Annotated in this window: 25 protein-coding genes; 8 read left to right on the top strand and 17 right to left on the bottom strand. The window is 71.2% G+C overall.

What is annotated here, in order from left to right:
* Nucleotides 1-7: 7 nt before the first annotated feature.
* Nucleotides 8-673, top strand: coding sequence for a potassium channel family protein (locus tag ABD999_RS00975; RefSeq protein WP_271275903.1), 666 nt, complete (start codon nucleotides 8-10; stop codon nucleotides 671-673).
* Nucleotides 673-1,332 carry a potassium channel family protein gene (locus ABD999_RS00970; protein ID WP_219543133.1) on the top strand — a complete coding sequence of 220 codons (660 nt, stop codon included), beginning with the start codon at nucleotides 673-675 and terminating at the stop codon, nucleotides 1,330-1,332. The genes ABD999_RS00975 and ABD999_RS00970 overlap by 1 nt, the downstream gene beginning before the upstream one ends.
* A 55-nt stretch (nucleotides 1,333-1,387) precedes the next feature.
* Here ABD999_RS00970 and ABD999_RS00965 read toward each other — a convergent pair whose 3' ends face one another.
* The 7 genes from ABD999_RS00965 to valS all read right to left on the bottom strand — a co-directional run bounded on the left by ABD999_RS00965 (nucleotide 1,388) and on the right by valS (nucleotide 7,901).
* A complete protein-coding gene (locus tag ABD999_RS00965) occupies nucleotides 1,388-2,053 on the bottom strand; it encodes a DUF3159 domain-containing protein (protein ID WP_148030312.1) in 666 nt (221 codons plus the stop codon).
* Between the two features lie 4 nt (nucleotides 2,054-2,057).
* Nucleotides 2,058-2,444: an OB-fold nucleic acid binding domain-containing protein gene (locus tag ABD999_RS00960; RefSeq protein WP_271275904.1), complete on the bottom strand. Its 387-nt coding sequence runs from the start codon at nucleotides 2,442-2,444 to the stop codon at nucleotides 2,058-2,060.
* A 29-nt stretch (nucleotides 2,445-2,473) separates the two neighbouring features.
* Nucleotides 2,474-3,109: a DUF3710 domain-containing protein gene (locus tag ABD999_RS00955; RefSeq protein ID WP_271275905.1), complete on the bottom strand. Its 636-nt coding sequence runs from the start codon at nucleotides 3,107-3,109 to the stop codon at nucleotides 2,474-2,476.
* A 20-nt stretch (nucleotides 3,110-3,129) separates the two neighbouring features.
* Nucleotides 3,130-3,570, bottom strand: coding sequence for a dUTP diphosphatase (gene dut / locus ABD999_RS00950; protein ID WP_219543132.1), 441 nt, complete (start codon nucleotides 3,568-3,570; stop codon nucleotides 3,130-3,132).
* Nucleotides 3,567-4,121: a PaaI family thioesterase gene (locus ABD999_RS00945; RefSeq protein ID WP_271275906.1), complete on the bottom strand. Its 555-nt coding sequence runs from the start codon at nucleotides 4,119-4,121 to the stop codon at nucleotides 3,567-3,569. Before ABD999_RS00945 ends, dut begins: the two co-directional genes overlap by 4 nt.
* 11 nt (nucleotides 4,122-4,132) lie before the next feature.
* Nucleotides 4,133-5,329: an AI-2E family transporter gene (locus tag ABD999_RS00940; protein WP_271275907.1), complete on the bottom strand. Its 1,197-nt coding sequence runs from the start codon at nucleotides 5,327-5,329 to the stop codon at nucleotides 4,133-4,135.
* A gap of 94 nt (nucleotides 5,330-5,423) precedes the next feature.
* Nucleotides 5,424-7,901: a valine--tRNA ligase gene (gene valS / locus ABD999_RS00935; RefSeq protein ID WP_271275908.1), complete on the bottom strand. Its 2,478-nt coding sequence runs from the start codon at nucleotides 7,899-7,901 to the stop codon at nucleotides 5,424-5,426.
* Between the two features lie 108 nt (nucleotides 7,902-8,009).
* Here valS and ABD999_RS00930 point away from each other — a divergent pair, with 108 nt between their 5' ends.
* The gene (locus tag ABD999_RS00930; protein ID WP_148030306.1) at nucleotides 8,010-8,297 is read left to right on the top strand and encodes a DUF4235 domain-containing protein; all 288 of its coding nucleotides are present in this window, start codon (nucleotides 8,010-8,012) and stop codon (nucleotides 8,295-8,297) included.
* Here ABD999_RS00930 and ABD999_RS00925 read toward each other — a convergent pair.
* Genes ABD999_RS00925 through ABD999_RS00915 form a run of 3 tightly spaced genes read right to left on the bottom strand, consistent with a single transcriptional unit; the run spans nucleotide 8,227 to nucleotide 12,193 of the window.
* Entirely contained in the window at nucleotides 8,227-9,663 is a 1,437-nt protein-coding gene (locus tag ABD999_RS00925) for an alpha,alpha-trehalose-phosphate synthase (UDP-forming) (RefSeq protein WP_148030305.1), read from the bottom strand. The genes ABD999_RS00930 and ABD999_RS00925 overlap by 71 nt on opposite strands.
* Nucleotides 9,664-9,685: 22 nt before the next feature.
* Nucleotides 9,686-11,224, bottom strand: coding sequence for an FAD-dependent monooxygenase (locus tag ABD999_RS00920; protein ID WP_271275909.1), 1,539 nt, complete (start codon nucleotides 11,222-11,224; stop codon nucleotides 9,686-9,688).
* A 9-nt stretch (nucleotides 11,225-11,233) separates the two neighbouring features.
* Nucleotides 11,234-12,193, bottom strand: a complete 960-nt coding sequence (locus ABD999_RS00915) for an MBL fold metallo-hydrolase (RefSeq protein ID WP_271275910.1) — start codon at nucleotides 12,191-12,193, stop codon at nucleotides 11,234-11,236.
* 181 nt (nucleotides 12,194-12,374) lie between these two features.
* Here ABD999_RS00915 and paaI point away from each other — a divergent pair, with 181 nt between their 5' ends.
* Nucleotides 12,375-12,743 (top strand): hydroxyphenylacetyl-CoA thioesterase PaaI, encoded by a 369-nt coding sequence (gene paaI, locus ABD999_RS00910; protein WP_148034405.1) that lies wholly within the window; start codon nucleotides 12,375-12,377, stop codon nucleotides 12,741-12,743.
* 41 nt (nucleotides 12,744-12,784) lie between these two features.
* Here the strand turns inward: paaI and ABD999_RS00905 are convergent, their stop codons facing one another.
* The 4 genes from ABD999_RS00905 to ABD999_RS00890 all read right to left on the bottom strand — a co-directional run bounded on the left by ABD999_RS00905 (nucleotide 12,785) and on the right by ABD999_RS00890 (nucleotide 16,155).
* Nucleotides 12,785-13,579: a hypothetical protein gene (locus tag ABD999_RS00905; RefSeq protein WP_271275911.1), complete on the bottom strand. Its 795-nt coding sequence runs from the start codon at nucleotides 13,577-13,579 to the stop codon at nucleotides 12,785-12,787.
* A gap of 15 nt (nucleotides 13,580-13,594) precedes the next feature.
* The gene (locus tag ABD999_RS00900; RefSeq protein WP_148030302.1) at nucleotides 13,595-13,894 is read right to left on the bottom strand and encodes a DUF4193 domain-containing protein; all 300 of its coding nucleotides are present in this window, start codon (nucleotides 13,892-13,894) and stop codon (nucleotides 13,595-13,597) included.
* Between the two features lie 285 nt (nucleotides 13,895-14,179).
* Nucleotides 14,180-15,451, bottom strand: coding sequence for a sensor histidine kinase (locus tag ABD999_RS00895; protein WP_271275948.1), 1,272 nt, complete (start codon nucleotides 15,449-15,451; stop codon nucleotides 14,180-14,182).
* Nucleotides 15,452-15,501: 50 nt separating this feature from the next.
* Nucleotides 15,502-16,155 carry a response regulator transcription factor gene (locus tag ABD999_RS00890; RefSeq protein WP_219543126.1) on the bottom strand — a complete coding sequence of 218 codons (654 nt, stop codon included), beginning with the start codon at nucleotides 16,153-16,155 and terminating at the stop codon, nucleotides 15,502-15,504.
* Between the two features lie 234 nt (nucleotides 16,156-16,389).
* Here ABD999_RS00890 and ABD999_RS00885 point away from each other — a divergent pair, with 234 nt between their 5' ends.
* A complete protein-coding gene (locus ABD999_RS00885) occupies nucleotides 16,390-16,551 on the top strand; it encodes a hypothetical protein (RefSeq protein WP_187281037.1) in 162 nt (53 codons plus the stop codon).
* A gap of 63 nt (nucleotides 16,552-16,614) precedes the next feature.
* Here the strand turns inward: ABD999_RS00885 and ABD999_RS00880 are convergent, their stop codons facing one another.
* Complete coding sequence (locus ABD999_RS00880; RefSeq protein ID WP_271275912.1) at nucleotides 16,615-17,430, bottom strand: inositol monophosphatase family protein; 816 nt, start codon at nucleotides 17,428-17,430, stop codon at nucleotides 16,615-16,617.
* The gene (locus ABD999_RS00875) at nucleotides 17,430-19,376 is read right to left on the bottom strand and encodes a S9 family peptidase (RefSeq protein WP_271275913.1); all 1,947 of its coding nucleotides are present in this window, start codon (nucleotides 19,374-19,376) and stop codon (nucleotides 17,430-17,432) included. The genes ABD999_RS00880 and ABD999_RS00875 overlap by 1 nt, the downstream gene beginning before the upstream one ends.
* 86 nt (nucleotides 19,377-19,462) lie before the next feature.
* On the opposite strand from ABD999_RS00875, the gene ABD999_RS00870 reads away from it, so the two are divergent.
* Complete coding sequence (locus ABD999_RS00870) at nucleotides 19,463-20,440, top strand: ferrochelatase (RefSeq protein ID WP_271275914.1); 978 nt, start codon at nucleotides 19,463-19,465, stop codon at nucleotides 20,438-20,440.
* Here the strand turns inward: ABD999_RS00870 and ABD999_RS00865 are convergent.
* Complete coding sequence (locus ABD999_RS00865; RefSeq protein ID WP_271275915.1) at nucleotides 20,431-21,600, bottom strand: lytic transglycosylase domain-containing protein; 1,170 nt, start codon at nucleotides 21,598-21,600, stop codon at nucleotides 20,431-20,433. The two genes, ABD999_RS00870 and ABD999_RS00865, sit on opposite strands and share 10 nt — an antisense overlap.
* A gap of 91 nt (nucleotides 21,601-21,691) precedes the next feature.
* Between ABD999_RS00865 and ABD999_RS00860 the strand changes: the two genes are divergently transcribed.
* Nucleotides 21,692-22,894 (top strand): MFS transporter, encoded by a 1,203-nt coding sequence (locus ABD999_RS00860; protein ID WP_271275916.1) that lies wholly within the window; start codon nucleotides 21,692-21,694, stop codon nucleotides 22,892-22,894.
* A 102-nt stretch (nucleotides 22,895-22,996) separates the two neighbouring features.
* The gene (locus tag ABD999_RS00855; protein WP_271275917.1) at nucleotides 22,997-23,668 is read left to right on the top strand and encodes a polysaccharide deacetylase family protein; all 672 of its coding nucleotides are present in this window, start codon (nucleotides 22,997-22,999) and stop codon (nucleotides 23,666-23,668) included.
* Nucleotides 23,669-23,696: the final 28 nt, after the last annotated feature.

Raw genomic sequence — 23,696 nt, 5'->3', positions numbered from 1 at the left:
GGGGAGTATGCATATTGTGATCATGGGATGTGGCCGGGTCGGCTCGACCCTCGCCCACATCCTCGAGGACAACGGCCACTCGATCGCGATCATCGACCGCGATCCACAGGCGTTCCGCCGCCTGCGGGCCGGTTTCCGCGGCCGCCGGGTGACCGGCATCGGCTTCGACCGCGACGTGCTCACCGAGGCCGGCATCGAGTCCGCCTCCGCCTACGTGGCCGTCTCCAGCGGCGACAACTCCAACATCATCTCCGCCCGGGTGGCCCGGGAGACGTTCGGCATCGACAACGTGGTGGCCCGCATCTACGACCCGCGCCGGGCCGAGGTCTACCAGCGGCTCGGCATCCCCACCGTGGCCACCGTGCGGTGGACCGCCGACCAGATCCTGCGCCGCCTCCTGCCGGAGGGCACCGAGCCGCTCTGGCGCGACCCGACCGGCACGGTCGTGCTGGCCGAGGTGACCGTCAACCCGGCGTGGATCGGCACCCGCGTGGTCGACCTGGAGGACCGGGCGCGCGCCCGGGCGGCGTTCATCAACCGGATGGGCGAGGCCGTGGTGATCACCGGATCGACGGTGGTGCAGGAGGGCGACGTCCTCCACATGATCGCCGCCGAGCGCGACATGGACCGGGTCAACAAGCTGCTGGCCGCGTCGCCGGAGGAGGAAGACTGATGCGGGTCGCCATCGCCGGAGCGGGGGCCGTCGGCCGCTCCATCGCCGCCGAGCTCCTGGAGAACGGCCACGAGGTGCTGCTCATCGACAACAACCCCAGAGCGATCAAGATCGACAGTGTGCCGCGGGCCGAGTGGCTGCTCGCCGACGCGTGCGAGATCGCCTCGCTCGACGAGGCCGGGCTCAACAACTGCCATGTGGTCGTCGCCTCCTCCGGCGACGACAAGGTCAACCTCGTCGTGTCGCTGCTGGCCAAGACCGAGTACGGCGTGCCGCGCGTGGTGGCGCGGATCAACCACCCCAACAACGAGTGGTTGTTCAACGAGTCGTGGGGGGTCGACGTGGCCGTCTCGACGCCGCGTCTGCTGAGCGCGCTGGTCGAGGAGGCGGTGAGCGTCGGCGACCTGGTGCGGCTGATGACGTTCCGCCAGGGTCAGGCCAACCTGGTCGAGCTCACGCTGGCCGAGGACGCGCCGGTGGTGGGCCAGCGGGCGGGCTCGGTGCCGTGGCCGACCGACGCGGCGCTGGTGGCGATCCTGCGCGAGGGCAGGGTGCTGGTGCCCACCGCCGACGATCCGCTGGAGGCGGGCGACGAGCTGCTCTTCGTGGCCAACCAGGAGGTGGAGCAGGAGCTCGCCCGCCTGCTCTCCCAGCACTGACCCGTCTCCCGGCGCGGGACCCCGCCATGGAGCGCGGGGTCCCGGCGGGGCGGGGTCAGGTGGCCGGTGGGGTGATCGGGGTGCGGCCGCGGCCGAGCACCCAGACCATCGCCGTCAGGGCCGCCACCTGGAGCGGCCACCCCATGACGATCTTCGCGAAGCCCAGCGCCGCCACCGCCTGGTCGCCGCCGCCGAACAGGTAGACCGGCAGCTGCACCGCCACCCGCACCACACACGGGAGCATGAGCAGCCAGGTGAGCCGGGTGCAGAGCTTGACGATGCCCGGGTCCTTGCGCCACCCGACCGGGTCGTTGGTCACCGACCCGATGAGGAATCCGACGACCGGCCACCGGGTGACGATCGAGACCAGCATCGCGACCGCGTAGGCGCCGTTCCACAGGATGCCGGGCAGGAAGTAGTCCTTGGCCTCACCCGTACGGCTGGCGAAGAACGCGCCGATGGCGATGCCGATCAGGCTGTTGATGACGAACTGCGGCGTCGACCGCTGCACCAGCCTGACGACCAGGAGCAGCACCGCCAGCGCGATGCTGATCATCAGCGACAGGCGGAGCTCTTCGGTGATGATCCAGGTCAGGGTGAAGGCGATCGTCGGGACGGCAGCCTCGGCGATGCCCCGGACGCCGCCGAACGCCTTGGCGAGCTGGGCTCGGACCGCCGCCTCGACGGTCTGGTGGGCGGCCTCTTCGGCCTCGGCACTCACCTGATCAACTCCCTGGGCGCAGCTCGTATCGCGGATTGAACATCACCTTGCGTCCGTCCTGGATGCTCACCAGGCCCTCGGCCTTGACCGGGCGGCCCGGCTCGATGCCGGCGATCTTGCGGCGGCCGAGCCAGACCAGGTCGATCACGTCGGAGCCGTCGTAGAGCTCGGCTTCGAGCGCGGGCGCCCCGCCTCTCGGGCGCAGGGTGACAGTACGTAGCGTACCGGCGACGCAGAAGCGGCGGCGGCCGCCACACGCGGCGATGGGGGTGGCGCCGGCCTCGTCGGCGTCGTCGCGCAGCTCCTGGGCCTCGATCTCGGACTGGCTGGAGGTCAGCCGGCTCAGGAGACCGCGCAATCCCCCACGTTTGGGAGGCTCTGCCGTACTCATGATGAATCAGCCTATGTGATGAGGGCTGATCAGCGAATCTCGCTGATCTCCGGCCCTCTCCTGAAGGGGTTCTCACGCACCTCGGGCTGCTCGGCGGCGGCCTGGTCGTTCGGACGGCGCAGCGGGATCGACTCCTCGCGGGCCATCGGCTCGTCGCCGCGCACCACCACGATGTCCTTGATGAAGTCGACGAACGCGGCGGCCAGCTCGTCGTCGACCGCCGCCCGGCCGTTGACCACGGCCAGCAGGAACCAGCGCGACCCGTCGACGCCCATATAGCGGGCGGCCCTGTCGGAGCCCTCCACGGTCACCTTGCCCACCAGCTCGGCCCCGAACGGCCCCTCGCGCTCCTCCAGCGTCTTGGCGGCGTTCTTGATCTTGGCTCTGACCTCCTCCCACAGCCCGGACGACTTGGGCGCGGCCAGCGCCTGGAGCTGCAGCGAGCTCTCCTCCCACAGCACGACGACGCCGACGTGCTGGTCGCCCACCGAAGCCAGGCGGACGTCGAAGGCCGGGTTGTGGGGCAGCCGCAGGCCGCCCAGGTCGATCCGCTCGGTGTCGGGGTGGGGCTCGTCGGCGTCCCACGGGCCGGACTCGCGGGTGGGCGCCTGAGCGGTCGCCTCGGCCACCTGCTCCTGCTGCTCACGACGGCGACGACGGAACACTGTGTCTCACTCTCCCTGTATCAACGTCCTGTGGAACCGTGGCCGCCCGTGCCCCGCGCCGACCCGGGCAGCTCGCCGACCTCCCGGAAGGCCGCCGTCTCCACCCGCTGGAAGACGAGCTGGGCCATCCGGTCGCCGCGGCGCAGCCTGAAGGGCTCCTTCGCGTCGGTGTTGATCAAGGTGACCTTGATCTCGCCGCGGTAGCCGGCGTCGACCGTGCCGGGGGCGTTCACCAGCGTGACGCCGTGGCGCGCGGCCAGCCCCGAGCGGGGATGCACGAACGCGGCGTAGCCGTCGGGCAGCGCGATCGCCACGCCGGTCCGGATGACGGCCCGCTCGCCCGGCAGCAGCTCGGCGTCCTCGGCGGCGTAGAGGTCGGCGCCCGCGTCGCCGGGATGGGCGTAGGAGGGCAGCGGCAGGCCGGGGTCGAGCCGCTGGATGAGAACCTCCGGCTCGCTCACGGGTTCACCTCGTAGTCCTGGTGTTCGGCCTGCAGGGCCGCGAGGTCGCCGTGTTCGGCGAAGTGCGTCATGTCCACCTCGATGAACAGCGCCGCCGCCCGGACGGCGACCGGGCCGCCCGGGGCGCCCACGCGCCCCTCAGCCTCAAGGTACGCCTTCCTGCCCGCTATCCCGGTGCACCAGGCGCGCAGGTGGAGTGTCGTGCCGACGGGAACGGGGAGAAGGTAGTCGGTCTCCAGCCGTGCCGTGACATAGGGCTTACGGAGCAGCCAGATGGACATTCCGATGACCTCGTCCATGGCGCTGGCGAGCACGCCGCCGTGCGCCAGCCCGGGCGCGCCCTGGTGCGACTCCCCCACGGTGAACGCGGCCTCGACGCTCGCGCCGTCGGGGGTGACGGCGGCGATGTGAAGACCGGTGGGGTGGTCGTCGCCGCAGCCGAAGCAGCGGCTGAAGTGGGAGCCGAGCGGGCCGCCCGCGGACGGCCCGTCAGGGTGCGTCTTCGGGGGCTCGGCGCCGGGTGGCGGGGTGGTCAGGGTGGAGCGGGTCACGGGTGATGAGATTACTCGCTGTCAGCACCGGATCGTCCCGCCGCACCGGATTTCCCGTCGTCGGCGGGCCCTTGGGAGCCGGCCGGGCCGCCGGGCAGCTCCGGGCCGGCGGCGACCGGCGGGGCGACCGCCACCATGGAGGGTGGTGGAAGCGCCGGCAGGTCGGTCATCAGCTCGGGGAGCGCCCGGTAGATGACCGCGGCCACCGGCACGGCCACCACGGCCCCGGCGATGCCCGCCAGGATGCCGCCCACCGACAGCGCCAGGATGATCGCCAGCGGGTGGAACTTCAGCGCCCGCCCCACGATGAGGGGCTGCAGCACGTGGTTCTCCAGCTGCTGCTCGACCACCAGGATGCCGACGAAGATCAGCGCGTACACGATGCCCTTGGCGCCGAGCGTGACCAGGGTGGCGACGGTGCCGGCGAAGAAGATGCCGACGATCGGGATGAAGCTGGCCAGGAAGATCAGCACGGCCAGCGGCGCCCAGAGCGGCACCCCCATGCCGGCCAGCACGATGCCCATGACCACGCCGTGCACGGCCGCGACGAGCACGCTGCCCTGCACGTAGTGGGAGAGCGTGCTCCACGCGGCCCGGCCCGCCCTGTCGACCCGCGGCGACATCCGCCCGAAGCCCTTGAGGAACCAGCCCCAGATCCGGTCGCCGTCCTTGAGCAGGAAGAACGTGACGAACAGCAGCAGCACGATGGAGGCGAGCACCTCGACGGCCACGGCCCCGGCGGTCAGCACCGTGCCGGTGATGGCCGTGCGCTGGGCCTCGATGAGGGCGACCACCTCGTTGAAGTACTGGGTGATCTGCGTCTGCTGCAGGTGGAGCGGCCCGGTCACGAGCCATTCCTGCACGTCGCCCACCGTGGCCTGGACCTGCTTGACCAGGTTGGGGAACTCGTCGGTGGCGCGGGCCCCGACGAGCCAGCCGGTGCCGGCCAGGACCGCCAGGGCCGCGATCATGGTGAGCCAGGTGGCGTAGATGGGCCGCATGCCCGCCTGGCGCAGGCTCCTGGTCATCGGGTAGAGCAGCGCGGTCAGCAGCAGGGCGATGGCCACGGGCAGCACCACGAAGCTGAGCCGGGCGATGACCTGGACGAAGTAGAAGACGACCACGCCGGTGAGGATCAGGCACAGGCTCCAGGCCGCCATCTTGGCCAGCACGGGCGGCACGAGTTTGGTGGGGCGGTCGCTCAGCACACTCCAAGACTGGCACGTCCGAGCCCTGGACGCGCGCCTCTCGACCGCCCCGTATTCCTCCCGCGGCGACCCCGCCCGCGGGGAAACTCCCGCGTCAGCCCAGCTCCACCTCGATCGAGGTCTCCTCGCCGTGCTCCAGCACGAACTCCTCGACGTGCCCGGCGCCGCACAGGTCGTCCTGGGCGAGCCGGACCAGCCCGGCCCTGGGCGAGGTCACCGTGAGCCTGGACACCTCCGCCCGCATCGACTGCTTGGCCTCGGACTTGGCCTTGCGAACCTGGCGGAGCACCTCGGAGGCGGCCTCCAGCACCGCAGGGTCGCCCGCGACGGCCCCGGGCTCCGGCCAGGCGGCGCCGTGCACCGAGCCCTCGCGCCACCAGGACCACACCTCTTCGGTGACGAACGGCAGGAACGGCGCGAACAGCCGCAGCTGCACGTCGAGCGCGCGGCGCAGCGCCTCGTGGGCCGACGCCGCCGCCGCGTCGCTCCCGTACGCCCTGGCCTTGACCAGCTCCAGGTAGTCGTCGCAGAAGGTCCAGAAGAACCGCTCGGCGACCTCCAGCGCCCGCGTGTGGTCGTAGCCGCCGAAGGCCTCGGTGGCCTCGCGCACCGCGCCGGACAGCGCCGCGAGCATCGACAGGTCGACCGGCTCGGTGACCTCGCCGCCGCCCTCGCCGAGCCCGAGCACGAACTTCGACGCGTTGAGGATCTTGATGGCCAGCCGGCGCCCGATCTTGAGCTGTCCGGCGTCGAAGGCCGTGTCGACGCCGTAGCGCCCGTTGGCCGCCCAGTAGCGGACCGCGTCGGAGCCGTGCTGCTCCAGCAGGTCCATCGGGGTGACCACGTTGCCCTTGGACTTGGACATCTTCTTGCGGTCGGGGTCGAGGATCCACCCGGAGATGGCCACGTCGCTCCAGGGCAGGCCGCCGAACTCCAGGTGGGACCTGACGACGGTGGCGAACAGCCAGGTGCGGATGATCTCGTGGGACTGCGGGCGCAGGTCGGCCGGGAACACCCGGCGGAACAGGTCGTCGTCGGTCTCCCAGCGCCCGGCGATCTGCGGCGTGAGCGACGAGGTCGCCCAGGTGTCCATGACGTCGGGGTCGGCCATGAAGCCGCCGGGCATGCCCCGCAGCTCCTCGGCGTAGCCGGGCGGGGCGTCGGACGACGGGTCGACCGGCAGCGCCTCCTCCGGCGGCAGGATCGGCTCGTCGTAGACCGGCTGCCCGTCCTGGTCGAGTGGATACCAGACGGGGAACGGCACGCCGAAGAACCGCTGACGGGAGATCAGCCAGTCACCGGCCAGGCCGCCCACCCAGTTGTCGTAGCGGGCCCGCATGTGCGGAGGGTGCCAGGCCAGCTCGCGACCCCGCTCCAGCAGCCGCTCGCGCAGCGCCTCGTCGCGCCCGCCGTTGCGGATGTACCACTGGCGGGTGGTGACGATCTCGAGCGGCTTGTCGCCGCGCTCGTAGAACTTGACCGGCCGCCGCACCGGCCGCGGGTCGCCCTCCAGATCGCCGGACTCGCGCAGCAGCTCCACGATCCGCTCGCGGGCGCTGTGGACGGTCTTGCCGGCCAGCTCCTTGTAGGGGTCGGTCTCGACGCCCTCGGGCGGCTCGGGCAGCAGCCGGCCGTCCCAGCCGATGACCGGGCGGGTCGGCAGGTCGAGCTCGCGCCACCAGGTCACGTCGGTGACGTCGCCGAACGTGCAGATCATCGCGATGCCGGTGCCCTTGTCGGGCTCGGCCAGGTGGTGGGCCAGCACCGGCACCTCGGCGCCGAACAGCGGGGTGAGCACGGACGTGCCGACCAGCGACCGGTAGCGCTCGTCGTCGGGGTGGGCGACCAGCGCCACGCAGGCCGGGATCAGCTCAGGCCGGGTCGTCTCGATCCAGACCGGCCCCTTCTCGCCGTAGAACGAGATCTTGTGGAAGGCGCCGGGCCACTCGCGGTCCTCCAGCTCGGCCTGGGCGACGGCGGTGCGGAAGGTGACGTCCCACAGCGTCGGCGCCTCGGCGAGGTAGGCCTCGCCGCGCCGCAGGTTGCGCAGGAACGCCCGCTGCGACACCCGGCGCGACTCGTCGCTGATCGTGGTGTAGAGCAGCGACCAGTCGACCGAAAGGCCGACCCGCCGCCACACCTCCTCGAACGCCCGCTCGTCGATCTCCGTCAGCTTGTGGCAGAGCTCCACGAAGTTGCGCCGGGAAATGGAGACCTCACGTTTGCCGGGCTTCTCCGGTGGCACGAAGTCGGGGTCGTACGGCAACGACGGATCGCAGCGCACGCCGTAGACGTTCTGGACGCGGCGCTCGGTGGGCAGGCCGTTGTCGTCCCAGCCGATCGGGTAGAACACCGACTTGCCGATCATGCGCTGGTAGCGGGCCATGATGTCGGTGTGGGTGAAGGAGAAGACGTGACCGACGTGCAGGGAGCCGGAGACGGTGGGCGGCGGCGTGTCGATCGAGTAGACCTGCTCGCGCGGCCTCGACCGGTCGAACCGGTAGGTGCCCTGCTCTTCCCAGCGGGCTACCCATACCTGCTCCAGGCCGTCGAGAGAGGGTTTCTCGGGCATGGACGCATGGCGTAGTCGCTGCTGAGTCATGCCTCCTTATGGTACGGCTTGCCGGGGCCTCGAAGCGGCACAGACTAGGGTTCGTTACAAAGGGGAAGGAGAGATCGCATGGCGGATGACAAGCCCGACATCGCCTGGCGAGTCGTCGGGGGCCTGGTGGGGCTGGTGACAGCCTGGGCCGCCAGGAAGCTGCTCGGGTTCGCCTGGGTGAAGGCGACCGGCAAGGAGCCGCCTATCGACCCAGACTCCCCCGAGGTCAGCATGGGTGAGGCGATCGGCTACGCCGTCGTGATGGGCGTCGGCATGTCCGTCGCGCAGATCGTGGTCAACCGGACGGCCAAGAAGCGCTACGACTCATGGCGGGCTCTGAAGCGGACGGTGACTCCAGAGAGCTGAGAAACTCGCTGGCCCAGCGGTCCACGTCGTAGGTGGCGACCCGGCGGCGCATCGTACGCATCCGCCGGGCCAGCTCGTGCGGCGTGGCCCGCATGGCGGCGAGCATCTGGCGCTTGAGGTCCTCCACGTCGTACGGGTTGACCAGGAACGCCTGGCGCAGCTCGTCGGCCGCCCCGGCGAACTCGCTGAGCACCAGCGCGCCGTTCAGGTCGTGGTGGCAGGCGACGTACTCCTTGGCGACCAGGTTCATCCCGTCGCGCAGCGGCGTGACCACCATGACGTCGGCCGCCAGATAGAGCGCGGCCAGCTCGTCCTTCGGGTATGACTGGTGGAAGTACTGGATCGGCTGGCTGCCGAACTCCGAGGTCTCGCCGTTGATCCGCCCCACCTGCAGCTCGATGTCGTCGCGCAGGCGCCTGTATTCCTCCACCCGCTCCCGGCTGGGCGTGGCGATCTGCACGAACACCGCCTCGCCGGGGGTGATCCGGCCGTCCTTGAGCAGCTCGCCGAACGCCTCCAGGCGCTGCCCGATGCCCTTGGTGTAGTCGAGCCGGTCCACGCCGAGCAGCACGTGCTCGGGGTCGCCCAGCTCCATCCTGATCTCCTTGGCGCGCGAGACCACCTCCGGCCGGCGCACCATCTCGTCCAGCTCGCCGAAGTCCACGCTGATCGGGAACGCCTGCGTGCGGACGATCCGGTCCTCCAGGAAGATCTCACTGCCCTTGTACGGGACGCCGAGCAGCCTGCGGCACAACCGGCGGAAGTTCGCGGCCCCGCCGGGCAGCTGGAATCCGACCAGGTCGGCGCCGAGCAGACCCTGGACCAGCTCGCGCCGCCACGGCAGCTGCCAGAACAGCTCGACGGGCGGGAACGGGATGTGCAGGAAGAAGCCGATGCGCAGGTCGGGCCTGAGCTCGCGCAGCATGGCGGGCACGAGCTGCAGCTGGTAGTCCTGCACCCACACGACCGCGCCTTGCTCGGCGTGCGCGGCCGCCGCGCGGGCGAAGCGCTCGTTGACCGCCCGGTACGCCTCCCACATCGACCGCTCGAACACCGGCGGCGCCACCACGTCGTGGTAGAGCGGCCAGAGCGTCGCGTTGGAGAAACCCTCGTAGTAGAGCTCGATCTCCTCGGCCGTCAGCGGGATCGAGATGAGGTTCATCCCGTCCTGCTCGAACGGCTCCAGCTCCTCGTCCGGCGCCCCGGGCCAGCCCAGCCAGGCGCCGTGGCGACGCTGCATGACCGGCGCGATGGCGGTGACGAGACCACCAGGGCTCCGGCGCCACGAGGCCGTTCCGTCTTGCTCGACGACCCGGTCGACGGGCAACCGGTTCGCGACGATCAGAAACGAACTACGGCCAACCACCCAATTCCTCCTTGACTCACTGTCACGGAAGGCGCGAAGCGCGCCTCACAGCGGCCACCACCGAGTCCGGCCCCGCATGGGGGACGATCGCGGCGATATGGGCATCGGGCCTGATCAGCCACGCCTCATCGGGTCTGGCGCCGAGCCTCTCAGCGAGCACGCCCGACCCATCCACCTCCGCGAGCTCGCGGACGACGAGCGGCGCCGTACAGACCTTGCCCAGGACCTGCGCAAACAAACCCGAATCACACATTTCGCCCAGGAGTACCAGGAAACCGTCGCGGCAGAACTCGCGCAGCCGCCCCCCGGGCACCGGCACGTCGGGCACGATCACGCCGGGGCAGGGATCGCACAGCGCGCCCTTGGGCGGCCTGCCCGCGAACGGCCGGCCGGGGTCGGGGGTCGTGAGCGGCGAGTCCACGTACCAGAAGGGCTCGGCGAACCGCCCGGAGTCGACGCCGTCGGCCCGCCCGGTGGCCAGCGCGGTCTCCAGCGCCGCGCGCCTGCGCGCCCGCTCCTCGTCCGTACGGGGCGCGAGGAAGCGCATGGTGGCCGCCGTGACCTCCAGGTTCTCGCGGGCGGCGGCGTGCCGCTCGTCGTGGTACGTCTCCAGCAGCTCCTCCGGCGCCCACCCGTTGAGCACGAACGCGAGTTTCCACGCGGCGTTCTCGGCGTCGGGCACCCCGGAGTTCAGGCCGCGCGCCCCGAACGGCGCGACCAGGTGGGCGCAGTCGCCCGCCAGCAGCACCCGCCCGGCCCGCATCCGCGAGGCGATGCGCGAGTGGAAGCGGTAGGTCGTCTGCCACAGCAGCTCGTAGTCGCGGTCGCCGACGATCGCCCGGATCTTCCGCGCCACCTCCTCACCGGTGGGCACGGCGTGCGGCGGGATCTGCCAGTCGACGCGGTAGGTGGAGCCGGGGCAGGGGTGGACGAGCACCTGGCGGCCGGGGTTCCACACCGGGTCGAAGTGGAAGCGCCGCTCGTGCTCCCAGCCGGGCAGGTCGGCGCGGACGTCGCAGATGAGGAACTGGTCGTCGAACGTCTCGCCGTCGAACGTCACCCCGAGCGCCTGCCGCAGCGCCTGGCCGCGGGCGCCCGCGCAGACCACCGCGTACGGGGCGCGCAGCACGCGGTCGCCGCAGCGCACGGTGACGCCGCCGTCGTCCTGTTCGAGACCGGTGACCCGGTGGTCCCACCGCACCTCGGCCAGCGGCTGGGCGGCGAGCGCCGCGTCGAGGATCTGCTCGGTGCGGGTCTGCGAGATGTTCACGCACGCGGGCAGCCCCGGCCCGCCGTCGAAGGTCCAGGAGAACAGCTCCTCGCCCCGGTAGTACGTGCGGGCCGTGGTCCAGGCCAGGCCCTCCTCCGCGATCCGGCCGGCGCCGCAGGCCGCCCAGATGTCGAGCACGTCGCGCTGCTGGCAGATCGACTTCGACCCGGCCGGCTCGCGCCCCGGCCGCCCGTCGAGGACGAGCACCCGCACCCCCCAGCGGGCCAGCAGCAGCGCCGCGGTCTGCCCCACCGGCCCGGCGCCGACCACGATGACCTGCGCGTCCTGCATCGGCCCTCCTCAGCTCTGGAGCCGCGCCCACACCTCGCGGTCGCGCTCCGCCGTCCAGACGCGCGGCCGCTCGACCCCGTCCAGCTCGTCCCACAGCCGGGAGACGTTGAACGGCATGCAGTGCTCGAAGATCGGCCAGGCGCCGTAGCGGGGTTCGAGCGCCCGGTGCGCGGCCTGGAACGCCTCCTTGAGCGTGCCGCCGCGCTCGTGGGCCGCGCCGACCTCACGCAGCATGACCCGCAGGAACTCGCGGGTCTGGGCGATGGCCGCGTCGACCTCCGACCGGCCGCGCGCCACCTCTCCCCTGCCGCCGACCAGCGTCCGCGCGCCGAACGAGGCCACCCGGTCCAGCGTCGCCGACGCCCATGCGCGGTGGAAGGCGTCGCCGGTGTAGAGGGCGGCCCGCGACTCGACCAGGTCGCCGGCGAACATCACGCGCTGCTCCGGCAGCCACGCCACCAGGTCGCCCTCGGTGTGGCCGCGCCCGCAGTGGTGCAGCTCCAGCCGGCCGCGCCCGCCGCCGAGGTCGATGGTGAGCCGGTCTCCGAAGGTGAGCGTCGGCCAGGTCAGGCCGGGGATCGACGCGGGCTCCTTGAACAGCCGGGGCATGCGGGCGTACTCGCTGGCCCAGTCCTCCGCGCCGCGCTCGGCGATCAGTTCGCGGGTCTTCTCGTGCGCGACGATCACGTCCGCGCCGAACGCCGACGCGCCCAGCACCCGCACCGCGTGGTAGTGGGACAGGACCAGGTAGCGGACCGGTTTGCCGGTGTGCTCGCGCAGCAGCGCCAGCCATTCGCGGGCGGCCACGGGGGTGGCCATGGCCTCGAAGCAGACGAGGAAGTCCTCGCCCTCGACGGCGCCGACGTTGGGGTCGCCCTCGGCGGTCAGCGCGTACACGCCTTCGGCCAGTTCCTCGAAGGAGCGCGTCTTGTCGGCGAGGTCCGCCGACGAGGCGAACGGCTTGGCCATGGTCCCTCCCGGTCAGGCGACGGCAGCTAGGACATACCCGGCCATCATCCGCTTCTTCCCGCCGATCCTCTTCGAAGTCGACGGGTGACGGCCCGCGTGCTTGACAGGGGCCGTCAGGCGTGAAGTGATTACCGAACAGTCGGTCGGTAATCGGGAGGGTCCATTGGAGACCGCGCGTCGCATGATGGACGACGACACCGCCTCCGCCGCGCTCGGCATCGAGCTGGTCGAGCTGGATCCCGGCCGGGCCGTGTGCCGGATGAAGGTCACCGGTCAGATGATCAACGGGCACGCGCTCTGTCACGGCGGCTACGTGTTCCTGCTGGCCGACACGGCGTTCGCGTGCGCGTGCAACACCTACGGCGCCGTCACGGTCGCGGGCGGAGCCGACATCACCTTCGTCTCGCCCGTCCGTGAGGGCGACGTGCTGGTGGCCGAGGCCGCCGAGCGCACCCGCTACGGGCGCAGCGGCGTCTACGACGTCACGGTGCGCAGGGCGGACGGCAAGGTGGTGGCGGAGTTCAGGGGGCGGAGCAGGGAGCTGAGATGAGCGGGGGCGGGCTACAGGGGGACGTGCGGAGGTTCGGCGGGCTACGGGCCTAAGCGCCCGCGCTCCTGGCCGGGCGGCAGCGTCTTGACCCGCAGGTCGTCGCGGATGGCGGCGGCGAGCTTCTTGGTGGCCATGCGGTTGAGCGTGCCGCCGGCCACGGCGCCGGTGAGGAACGGGCCGAACGTGGTCAGGTGGCGCCCGAGGACCCTCAGCAGGCGGTTGCGCAGCGCGGTCTTGGTCGCGGCGCCGAGCGCCAGCGTCACCGAGGAGGGGGCCAGCGGGTCGATCCCGCGCTGCTTGGCCCAGGCGGCGGTGAAGGCGATCGCGCGCTGGGCGCCGGTGCCGTCGACGTGCACCCCGTACACCTCGTGCAGCTCGGCGAGGAGCTTGACCTCGATGGCGGCCACCACGATGGTCTCGGCGACGAGCTGGGCGGGGGCGGAGAGGAGGAGAGGAGGAGCGGCGAACTCGGCCGCCGCGACCGCGCCGCCGATGGCGCCGACCGTCATCGTGCCCTTCATGGCGGTGCGTACCAGGTCGTCGGCGAGCTCCTCGCCGGTCAGGCCCTGGTGGTGCTGGGAGAGCGTGTGCAGGTCCCTGATCGGGATGCGGGGCGCGATGTTGAGGAAGACGTCGGCCAGCCATCGGCCGCGGCCGGCGCCGGACTTCCTGGCTCTCGCCGCGCCCACGGAAAGCGCGCGTGTGAGTCGGCCGAGCAGTTTGCGCCGCTCGGCCGGTTCGAGCTCACCCGGCTGGGTGAGCCTGCCCACGAGTTCGCCGACCTCTTGACCGGGGTCGGCGGCCTCGTCTTCTGAGTGTCGATCAGGTGATGCCACGCGTATGCCTCCTTATCAGGCGGCGCACTCCCGGCAGATCTGCTGGCCGTTCTTCTCCGAGGCCAGCTGGCTGCGGTGGTGCACCAGGAAGCAGCGCGCGCAGGTGAACTCGTCAGCCTGACGCGGGATCACGCGCAGGCTGAGCTCTTCGTTCGACAGATCCGCACCGGGCAGCTCCAGCGACTCGGCCAGGTCGGTCTCGTCGATGTCGATGCTGCCAGACGACTTGTCAGTGCGCCGCGCCTGGAGTTCCTGGAGGCTGTCTTCGCCCAGGTCGTCGTCGGTCTTGCGCGGGCTGTCGTAGTCGGTAGCCATCGTGCTTACTCCATCCCCCTCATCAATATGTGTTCGCGCTCATCGCGCGTGTTCTAACGTCCGGGAAGCTCATCTTGTGCCCGTTCCGCCGGGGAGATTTCCTCTCGGTACCCCGAGGAAACGGACGACGAACCTCCCAACACGTCAGGGCCTGCTGCCGACGGCAGTGGTTAGCCAAATATGGCGAAACCCACAGCCTTGGCGTCATGCGCCACCGTGTTCGACGGCACATCCAACCACATGTGCGACGCGAACGAGACGCCCCCCGTGGGGCAACACGCCGGATCAACGTCGCGGCAGCCGGATCGTCACCACTAGTCCGCCACCCTCCCGCGGCACCGCGTTGACGTTGCCGCCGTGAGCCTGCACCACAGCACGGACGATGGACAGCCCGAGACCCGCTCCCTTGGCCGAATCCACCCGGTCGGCGTTGAGCCTCCTGAACGGTTCGAACAGGCTGTTCACCTCGTACGCCGGGACATGCTGCCCCGTGTTGGCCACCTGAACAACCAAGGCCCCGTCCACCATTCCCGTACGGATCCAGACTTTTCCGTTTTCGGGAAGGTTGTACTTGACGGCGTTCTCCAGCAGATTGCTCACCGAGCGTTCCAGGAGCACCGGATCGCCGATGGTAGGGGTGCTCACCAGTTCGGTGGTGAGCGTGACGCCGTGCTCCGCGGCGAACGGCGTCACCTGGTCCACGGCCGTCTGCGCGACCTCCTTGACGTCCACCGGCTTGCGCACCGCGAGCTCGCGCTCGCTCCTGGCCAGCAGCAGCAGGCCCTCGATGAGCTTCTCGTTGCGCGCGTTGACCTCCAGGAGGGTACGGCCGAGCGCCTTGAGGTCCTCGGACGCCTCCGGATCGGACAGCGCGATCTCCAGCACCGTCCTGTTGATGGTCAGCGGCGTGCGCAGTTCGTGGGAGGCGTTGGCGACGAACCGGCGCTGGGTGTCGAAGGCGACGTTGAGCCGGGTGAGCATGTCGTCGAAGGTGTCGGCGAGCTCCTTCAGCTCGTCGTCCGGGCCTTCCAGGCCGATGCGCTGGTGGGCCAGCGTGCTCTCGGAGAGCTTGCGGGCGGTCGCGGTCATCTGGGTGACGGGCCGCAGCGCCCGGTCGGCCACGAAGTAGCCGAGGATGACCGCCAGGATGCCGACGCCGAGCAGCACCAGGATCGACTGCCTGACGAGGGTGTCCAGCACCTCACTGATCTGGTTCACCCGCAGCAGCTGGACCTGCTGCTGCAGGTCGGCCGCGAACTCCGGGGAGATGTAGCCGGGCACCTGGAGCTGGAACTCGAACCCGGTGTAGAGCGTCGAGCGGATGATGAAGTACATGACCACGAGCAGCATCGCGCCGGCCGTGAAGAACATCGCGCTGTAGGTGAGCGTGAGCCGCCAGCGGATGCTGACCTTCCCGGTCAGCCCCTTGATGCCCGCCGCCGGGTCGTGCTTCACCGGGCCGTACTCGGGCGGCGGCGGGCCGTCCCAGGCAGGCGGCCCGCTCGGCGGGGGCGGCGGCCCCTGCCTGGCGGCCCGCGCCGAGTGCGGGCTGATCATCGGATGCGTCGGCACCGACTCACGGCCCGGCTCCCGATCCGACGGTTCTGTCACAACTTGTACCCCACGCCGGGGACGGTCTCGATCACCTGAGGCTCGCCCAGCTTCTTCCGCAGCGTCATCATGGTCACCCGCACCACGTTGGTGAACGGGTCGATGTTCTCGTCCCATGCCTTGTCGAGCAGGTCCTCCTGGCTGACCACCGCGCCCTCGGCGCGCAGCAGCTCCTCCAGGACGGCGAACTCCTTCTTGGTCAGCACGATCTCCCGGCCGTCACGCTCCACGAGCCGCTTGCCCGGGTCGAGCCGGATGCCGGAGCGCTCCAGCACGGGCGGCAGGGCCGGCGCCGACCGGCGGCCGAGCGCCCGCACCCGGGCCACCAGCTCGACGAACACGAACGGCTTGGCGAGGTAGTCGTCGGCGCCCAGGCCGAGCCCCTCCACCTTGTCGTCCACGTCGCCCGACGCGGTCAGCATCAGGATCCGCGACGCGGTGCGCTGCCCGACCAGGCGGCGGCAGACCTCGTCGCCGTGCACGACCGGCAGGTCACGGTCGAGCACGATCACGTCGTAGTCGATGTAGGAGGTGCGTTCGAGCGCCCCGCCGCCGTCGTAGGCGACGTCCACGGCCATGGCCTCGCGCCGCAGCCCGGTCGCGATAGCGTCGGCGAGAACCTTCTCATCCTCGACCACCAGTACGCGCACGCTGCCACACCTTCCTCTGGTTCTGATGACTCATTGTGCCCCTCGCTTCGATAAGCGCACGGTAAGGCATGTCCAGGGACAGGTGACGCAGCCCACAGAGAATTCCATGTTTCGGACGGCGAGCGGTCTGGGTATGCCTGCGAGACACCCATGCGCCCGTGTCCCCCTTCGGGCTCCGCACGGGCGGGTGGGCCTTCGCCCCGTACGAATCGAACCCCTGAGAGAGTAGGTGAGATGGGCGAGTTCACGACCACGATCGAAAGCCGCCTCGACCAGGCTTACAAGGGTCTTCGGGAAGCCAGGAGCGCCGGTGACGACTACCTCGCCGACACCCTCACCGCCGAGATCGAGGATCTGCGCCGCCTAGCGGACGATCACGGTATCCCGTTGCGCTGACATGGTTTTCACGCCGACGGCCGGAGCCCCGAAGGAGTGGCTCCGGCCGTCGGCGTCCTCACCTCAGGAGTCGCGTGCCGGGTCGAGCGCCGCGAGCAGGTCATGCAGCTCCTCGAACAGCCCCGGCGGCGCGCAGAGCGCCATCTCGGCGCCGCACGGCCCGCCGTGCAGGCCGCCGACCCTGGCCCCGGCCTCGGCGGCGACCAGCCCGCCCGCCGCGTAGTCCCAGTAGTTGACGCCCCGCTCGTAGTAGGCGTCGACCCGGCCGAGCGCCACCGAGCACAGGTCGACGGCGCACGATCCGCCGCGCCTGATGTCGCGTACCCGCGGCAGCACCCCGGTCAGCACCTCGGCCTGGACGGCCCGCCGCGCCGCGCCGTAGGCGAACCCGGTGGCGACCAGCGCCTGCCCGAGCGGCGGCGCCGGGTCGCACCGCAGCCGCTCGCCGCCGAGCCAGGCGCCCTCGTCCAGGGCGGCGGTGAACACCTCGCCGCGCGGCGCCACGTTCACCACGCCCGCCACCACCCGGCCGCGCACCTCGACCGCGATGGACACGGCCCAGTCGGGCAGCCCGTACAGGAAGTTGACCGTGCCGTCGATCGGGTCGACGACCCAGCGCACGTCGGTCTCGCCTGGCCGGTCGCCCTCCTCCTCGCCGAGGATCCGGTCGCCCGGCCTGACCGCCAGGATGCGCTCGCGGATGAGCTGCTCGGAGGCCCGGTCCAGGACGGTGACGACGTCGGTGGGGCTGGACTTGGTCTCGATGTCGGCCGAGCGGGTGGACATCGAGGGCCGCTTGGCCAGCAGCATGTCGCCGGCCTCGCGGGCGATGTCCTCGGCCAGCCGCAGGAAACCGGCGGGTGTGGTGGTGCCGGGCATCAGGCCACCGACTCCGGGCGCTTCCACTCCTCGCCGAGCACGTGGTGGGCGAGGAAGGCCAGGACGGACTCGTACCAGGCGACGACGTTGCCCGGCTTGAGTATCCAGTGGTTCTCGTCGGGGAAGTACAGGAACTTCGACTCCACGCCGCTGCGCCGCAGGTCCCACCACAGGCGCAGGCCCTCGCCGATGGGCACGCGGTAGTCCTTGTCGCCGTGGATGACGAGCATCGGAGTGGTGATCTTGTCCAGGGCGAGGTGCGGCGAGAGCTCGCTGTAACGTTCCGAACCCGCGGGGCCGAACTCGCGCTGCCAGTACATGGCCGCGTCGGTGGTGCCGGCGAACTGGTCGAGGTGCCAGAGCGAGGCGTGGGTGACGATCGCCCGGTAGCGGTCGGTGTGGCCGGCGACCCAGTTGGCCATGTAGCCGCCGAACGAGCCGCCCATCGCGGCCGTGCGCCCGGCGTCGAGGTCGTCCCTGGTCAGCGCGGCGTCCACGATGGCCTCAAGGTCGGCCATGGTGCGCGGGCCCCAGTCGCCCCAGCCGCGGTCGATCATGCCCTGACCGTAGCCGGTGGACAGGGCGGGGTCCGGCATCAACACGGCGTAGCCGTGGCTGGCCATGATCCACGCCTGCCAGCGCCACTGCCAGTCGTTCCAGGAGGCCACCGGGCCGCCGTGGATCCACAGCAGCAGCGGCGCGGGGTCGGCGGCGGAGGCGCCTTCCGGCAGCACGAGCCAGCCGCGGATGGTGACGCCGTCGTCGGCGGTGGCGGTGACCTCGGTGAGGGTGCCGGGGGTCTCGGGGCGCGGCGCGGGCGAGGGCAGGTCGGCGATGGCGCCGTCGAGGCCGATCCTGGCGGGGCCTGGGGCCAGCGCGACCCCGCTGCGCAGCGCGTACAGGGACCCGCCGTCGGCCGAGACGTTGAGCGCGAGGTACGAGGCGTCGTCCGCGGTGAGCCTGGTCACCTCGCCGTCCTCCAGCGTGACGCGGAAGACCGGGCGGCGGCCCTGGTGGTCGGCGGCGATGTGCACGGCGGCGGAGTCCGGCGCCCACACGACGTCCGAGGGGAACAGGTCCGGCGCGTACGTCCGCCCCTCGCCGGTGGCCAGGTCGCCGATCCACAGCTCGATGCGGACGGACCGGTCCAGGGCGGCGTGCCGCTCGCGGACGCAGGCGATCTTGGTGCCGTCCGGCGAGACGGCGAGCGGGCCGCCGAAGTCGTGGCCCTCCTCACTGGCGAGCGTGCGCCGCTCCCCGGACTCCACGTCGATCGCGACCAGCTCGACGCGCTGCTCGGCGTGGGACAGCGGGATCCGCCAGGTGGAGATCACCGTGCGGCCGTCGGGGGTGAGCGTGAAGGCGGCGTCGCGCAGCGCCTCGCCCGGGTCGGGGGTCAGGTCGCGGACGTCCTCCAGGCCGTCGGGGCCGAGCCTGCCGGCGAACAGGCGGGTGCGGCCGGGGCCGAGGTCGTGGTCCCAGTAGCGGACCGGGTAGCCCTCGTGCAGGATCGCGCTGATCCCGGCGTCCTTGCGAGCCTTGCGCCGCTCGGCCTCGTCCGCCTCCTCGCCGTCCAGCACGTCGGAGGCGAACACGACCGTGTCGCCCGCGGTCCTGAAGGCGCCGACGCCGCCGGGGCGGGCGGCGATCCGGCGGGCCTCGCCGCCGCCCGCGGGCAGCAGCCAGAGCGCCGCCACCTCCTCGTCCGCGTCCTTCACGGTGGGGTCGGGGCGGGAGCTGGTGAACAGCAGGTCGCCCGTGCCGGTGAACTCGGCCGCCGTCTCGCCCTTGGCCGACCGGGTCAGGCGGTACGGCTCGCCGCCGAGGGGGATCGCCCAGAGCGCGGTGCCGTACGACTTGCCGTCCGGGTTGAGCGTCTGGACCACGGAGACGAGCCGGGAGTCGTCGGGGGAGAGCTTCAGCGAGTGGACACGTGGGATGGCCACATAGTCACGGATATCGTCAAAGGGGCTCACTTGTCCGAACCTACCTCCTGGCGGGACCACCGGCACGTCGCCATAGGCTTGTTCACGTGGCACATTACGACGCGTTGCTGGTGCTGTCGTTCGGCGGTCCCGAGGGTCCCGACGACGTCATGCCCTTCCTGGAGAACGTGGTGCGCGGCCGGGGGGTCCCGCGCGAGCGGCTGCTGGAGGTCGCCGAGCACTATCAGAGCTTCGGCGGCGTGAGCCCGATCAACGGCCAGAACCGCGACCTGGTCGAGGCGCTGCGCCCGGTGGCGGGCGTGCCGGTCTACTGGGGCAACCGCAACTGGCACCCGTTCGGCGAGGAGACCGTGCGCCGGATGGCCGACGACGGGGTGCGCAGGGCCGCGGTGTTCGCCACCTCCGCCTACGCGGGTTACTCCAGCTGCCGTCAGTACTACGAGGACATCGCCAGGATCTCCTTCGACGGCGGCCCCGAGCTGGTGAAGCTGCGCCACTACGGCGACCACCCCGGGTTCGTCGCGGCGATGGCCGACCACACCCGGCAGGCGCTCGACCGGCTCAAGGACAGGGCCGGCCACGACCACGCCCGGCTGGTCTTCACCGCCCACAGCATCCCCGTCTCCATGGCCGAGACCGCGGGGCCGTCGGGCGGCCTGTACGAGGCGCAGCTGCGCCGCACGGCCGAGCTGGTCAACCGGGCGCTGGGCCGCACCGCGCCGTGGGACCTGGTGTGGCAGTCGCGCAGCGGCCCGCCGCAGGTGCCGTGGCTGGAGCCGGACGTCTGCGACCACCTGCGTGGGCTCGACGCCGAGGCCGCGGTGCTGGTGCCGATCGGGTTCGTCTCCGACCACATGGAGGTCGTCTACGACCTCGACACCGAGGCCAGGCAGGTGGCCGAGGAGCGCGGGCTGCCGATGGAGCGGGCGTCGACGGCCGGCACCCACCCCGCGTTCGTGCGGATGGTGCGCGAGCTGATGGACGAGCCGGAGCCGGTGCCCTGCGCGCTCACCTGCTGCCCGGCGCCGAAGCGCAGGCCCGCTCAGGTGCCGGATCAGGTGTAGGAGCGGGCGTAGGCGTCGGCGATGCCGAGCACCTTGTTCACGTAGTCCCATGAGTGGTTGTAGTGCCAGACGGCCTTGCGCAGCTTCTCACCGCCCTGGCCGGCGCCGACGGCGCACAGGTAGTTCGCCGCTCCCGGGACCGCGTCGTACGGGCTCCAGATGTCCTTCTTGCCGTCGCCGTCGCCGTCCACGCCGTAGGCCTTCCAGGTGGCGGGCATGAACTGCATCGGCCCGAGCGCGCCCGCGCTGGAGGGGCCGTTGTTGCGGCCGTGGCCGCTCTCCACCTGGCCGATGGCGGCCAGCACGGTCCATGACAGGCCGGGGCAGCGGGTGGCCGCCTGCTGGTACAACTCCAGGTAGCTGCCCGGCCTGCCGGTGGTGACGGCGGCCCGCTGCGGCTGCTCGCGTTCCCGGTGAGCCTTGTCGAGCATGACGACCTGGGCGCCCTGGCCGAGCGCCTTGCGCACGCCCGCCTCGCTGATCTTGCCTTCCTTGCCGTGCAGCAGCACCGCCACGCCGGGGGCCAGCCCGAGCGCGCGGCCGAGCTCGGTGCCGACCAGCGCGTCGACCCCGGTCAGGCCGAGCGGCGCGGAGGCGGCCAGCCGCAGCCGGGGCCCGCCGTCCACCTGGTAGTACGCGCCGAGTTTGAGGTCGTACTTGCGCACGGCCGCCGCGTCGGCCACGAACTCTCCCCTGGCCAGCGCGCTCCACACGCCGGGGTGCCCGGCGACCGCCTCGGGTGTCCAGGAGCGGAACTCGGCCTGGTCCACCGCGAGCAGGTTGAGCCCGGTGCCGGCCACCTTGACCGAGCCCGCGTCCACCACGATGGCCTTCTGCACGTGATTGAGCGCCGACAGCGCGAAGCGGGTCTCCTTGGGCACCTCGCCCGGCGCGATGGCGAGCACGCGCGGCGGGGTGGGGGTGACGCCGGCGCCGCCCTCGCCGAACTCCTTCACCGGAGCGGCGGTCGGGGGCGTGGTGGGGACGAGCTTGTCCAGGCCCGCGGTCTGCCTCTCGGGCCGTTTCTCCGTCTCCCGCGCCGGCGGGCCGGCGGACGGATCCTCCCCCATGACCAGCACCACGCCGCCTGCCGCGATCGTGACCGCGAGCACGGCGGTGACCATGAGCAGCACCGCGCGCAAGGAGGGAAGACCGGACACCCGGGACACGTTAACCCACTCGCCAAGAAATCTGTTGCCATCCGGACAGACGATGCGCGAAGTTATGCCTGCACAGTAAGGAGACAGTGAGATGGTCGGGCCTTACCGGGGGTTGTTCACAGGGCCCGGCGTCAAGGGATTCGTGCTGGCCGGCTTCTTCGGCCGGATGCCGATGTCCATGCTCGGCATCGGCGTGGTGCTGCTGGTCCAGGGCCTCACCGGGTCGTTCGCGATGGCCGGGGCGGTGTCCGCGGTGCTGAGCATCGCCTTCGCCGTCGCCGCTCCTCTGTCCGGGCGGCTCGCCGACCGGTTCGGGCAGGGCCGGGTCATCCTGCCGTTCGCCGTGGTCAACGCGCTCGCGCTGGTCGCGCTCATGCTCAGCGCAGGGCTCGGGCTGCCCGACTGGACGCTGTACGCCGCCGCGCTGGTGACCGGCGCCACGTCGCTGTCGCTCGGGTCGATGGTCCGGGCGCGCTGGTCCCACCTGCACCCCGGGTCGGCGAAGCTGCACACCGCCTTCGCCTTCGAGTCCGTCGCCGACGAGGTGATCTTCGTGACCGGGCCGGCGCTGGTGACCGTCCTGGCCACGGCCGTGAACCCGTACGCGGGCCTGACCGTGGCGCTGGTGGCGATGCTCACCGGGTCGGTCGCGCTGGCCCTGCAGCGGCGCACCCAGCCGCCGGTGCGGCCGGTCCGCTCGGCGGGCGGCACCCCCATCCTCATCCCCGGCGTCGCCCTGCTGTCCTGCGTCTATCTGGGGCTCGGCGCGGTCTTCGGCTCGGTCGACCTGATCACGGTGGCGTACGCCGACGAGCACGGGGTCAAGGGCGCCTCCGGGTTCCTGCTGGCCGCGTTCGCGGGCGGGTCGATGGTGTCGGGGCTCTGGTTCGGCTCACGGCGCTGGCGGATCTCGCTGCGCGGCCGGTTCGTCCGGGCGCTCGGCGTGTTCGTGGTCGGGCTGCTGCCGATCATGTTCGTCGGTGACGTGCGGGTCATGGCGGTCACGCTCTTCGTGGCCGGGCTGGCCATCTCGCCGACGCTCATCACCGGCTTCTCGCTGACCGAGCGGCTGGTGCCGCCGTCGCTGCTCACCGAGGGCATGGCGTGGATCTCGACCTCGATCGGGTTCGGCGTGGCGATCGGCGCGTGGGCGGGCGGCCGGCTCACCGAGATGGTCGGGGCGTCCGGGGCGTACGGGTTCTCGGTGGCGTGCGCGGCGCTGGCCGTGGTGGTGGGGATCGGAGGTTCGGGTTTGCTGAGACTTCCCGGAGCGCCTTCACCGGCGGAGAGCTGATCCGCTACCGTCGGGACATCCCTCGCATCACCCTTCACATTGGAAACTACAGTTATGTCCCGACATTTGACTTCACTCCTGGCTATCGCGGCGGTTGCCGTGATGGCGGCGCCCGCGCCGGCGGTCGCCGACCCCAAGGCGAAGGAGGTCGACTGCACGCGGATGAAGTGCGTGGCGCTGACCTTCGACGACGGGCCCGGCAAGTACGCGGGCAAGCTGCTGGACATCCTGAAAGAGCACGACGCCAAGGCCACGTTCTTCCTCGAAGGCCAGTACGTGAAGAGCCGCCCGGCCTACGTCAAGCGCATGGTGAAGGAGGGGCACGCGGTCGGCAACCACAGCTACGCGCACCCCGACTTCACCAAGTCCACCCCGGCCACGATCCGCAACGAGATCAAGAAGACCAACGACGCGATCAAGAAGGCGGCCGGGGTCGAGCCCAAGCTGCTGCGTCCCCCGTACGGGATGTCGGACCTGCAGGTCCAGGACATCGCGGTCGAGTTCGGCATGCCGATCATCCTGTGGACCGGCGGCTCCCGTGACTGGGAGTCGAAGAACGAAGAGAAGATCAAGAAGCAGACCCTGTCGGTCGCCAAGGGCAACAGCATCGTCCTCATGCACGACTGGGTGAAGCAGACGGTCGACGCGATGCCGTCGATCATCAAGACCCTCCAGCGCAACGGCTACCACCTGGTCACGGTCGACGACGTCATCAAGCACGAGGAACTCAAGCCGGGCGACGTCTTCCCGCTTCCCGAAGGCTGGGAACAGTGAGTATCGTTCACGTTTGACCGGAACGAAG

This window comes from Nonomuraea ferruginea, from assembly GCF_039540635.1.
GTDB classification, from domain to species: domain Bacteria; phylum Actinomycetota; class Actinomycetes; order Streptosporangiales; family Streptosporangiaceae; genus Nonomuraea; species Nonomuraea ferruginea.
The sequence above is the reverse complement of the archived record's forward strand: the minus strand, read 5'-3'. Positions and strand labels throughout refer to the sequence as shown.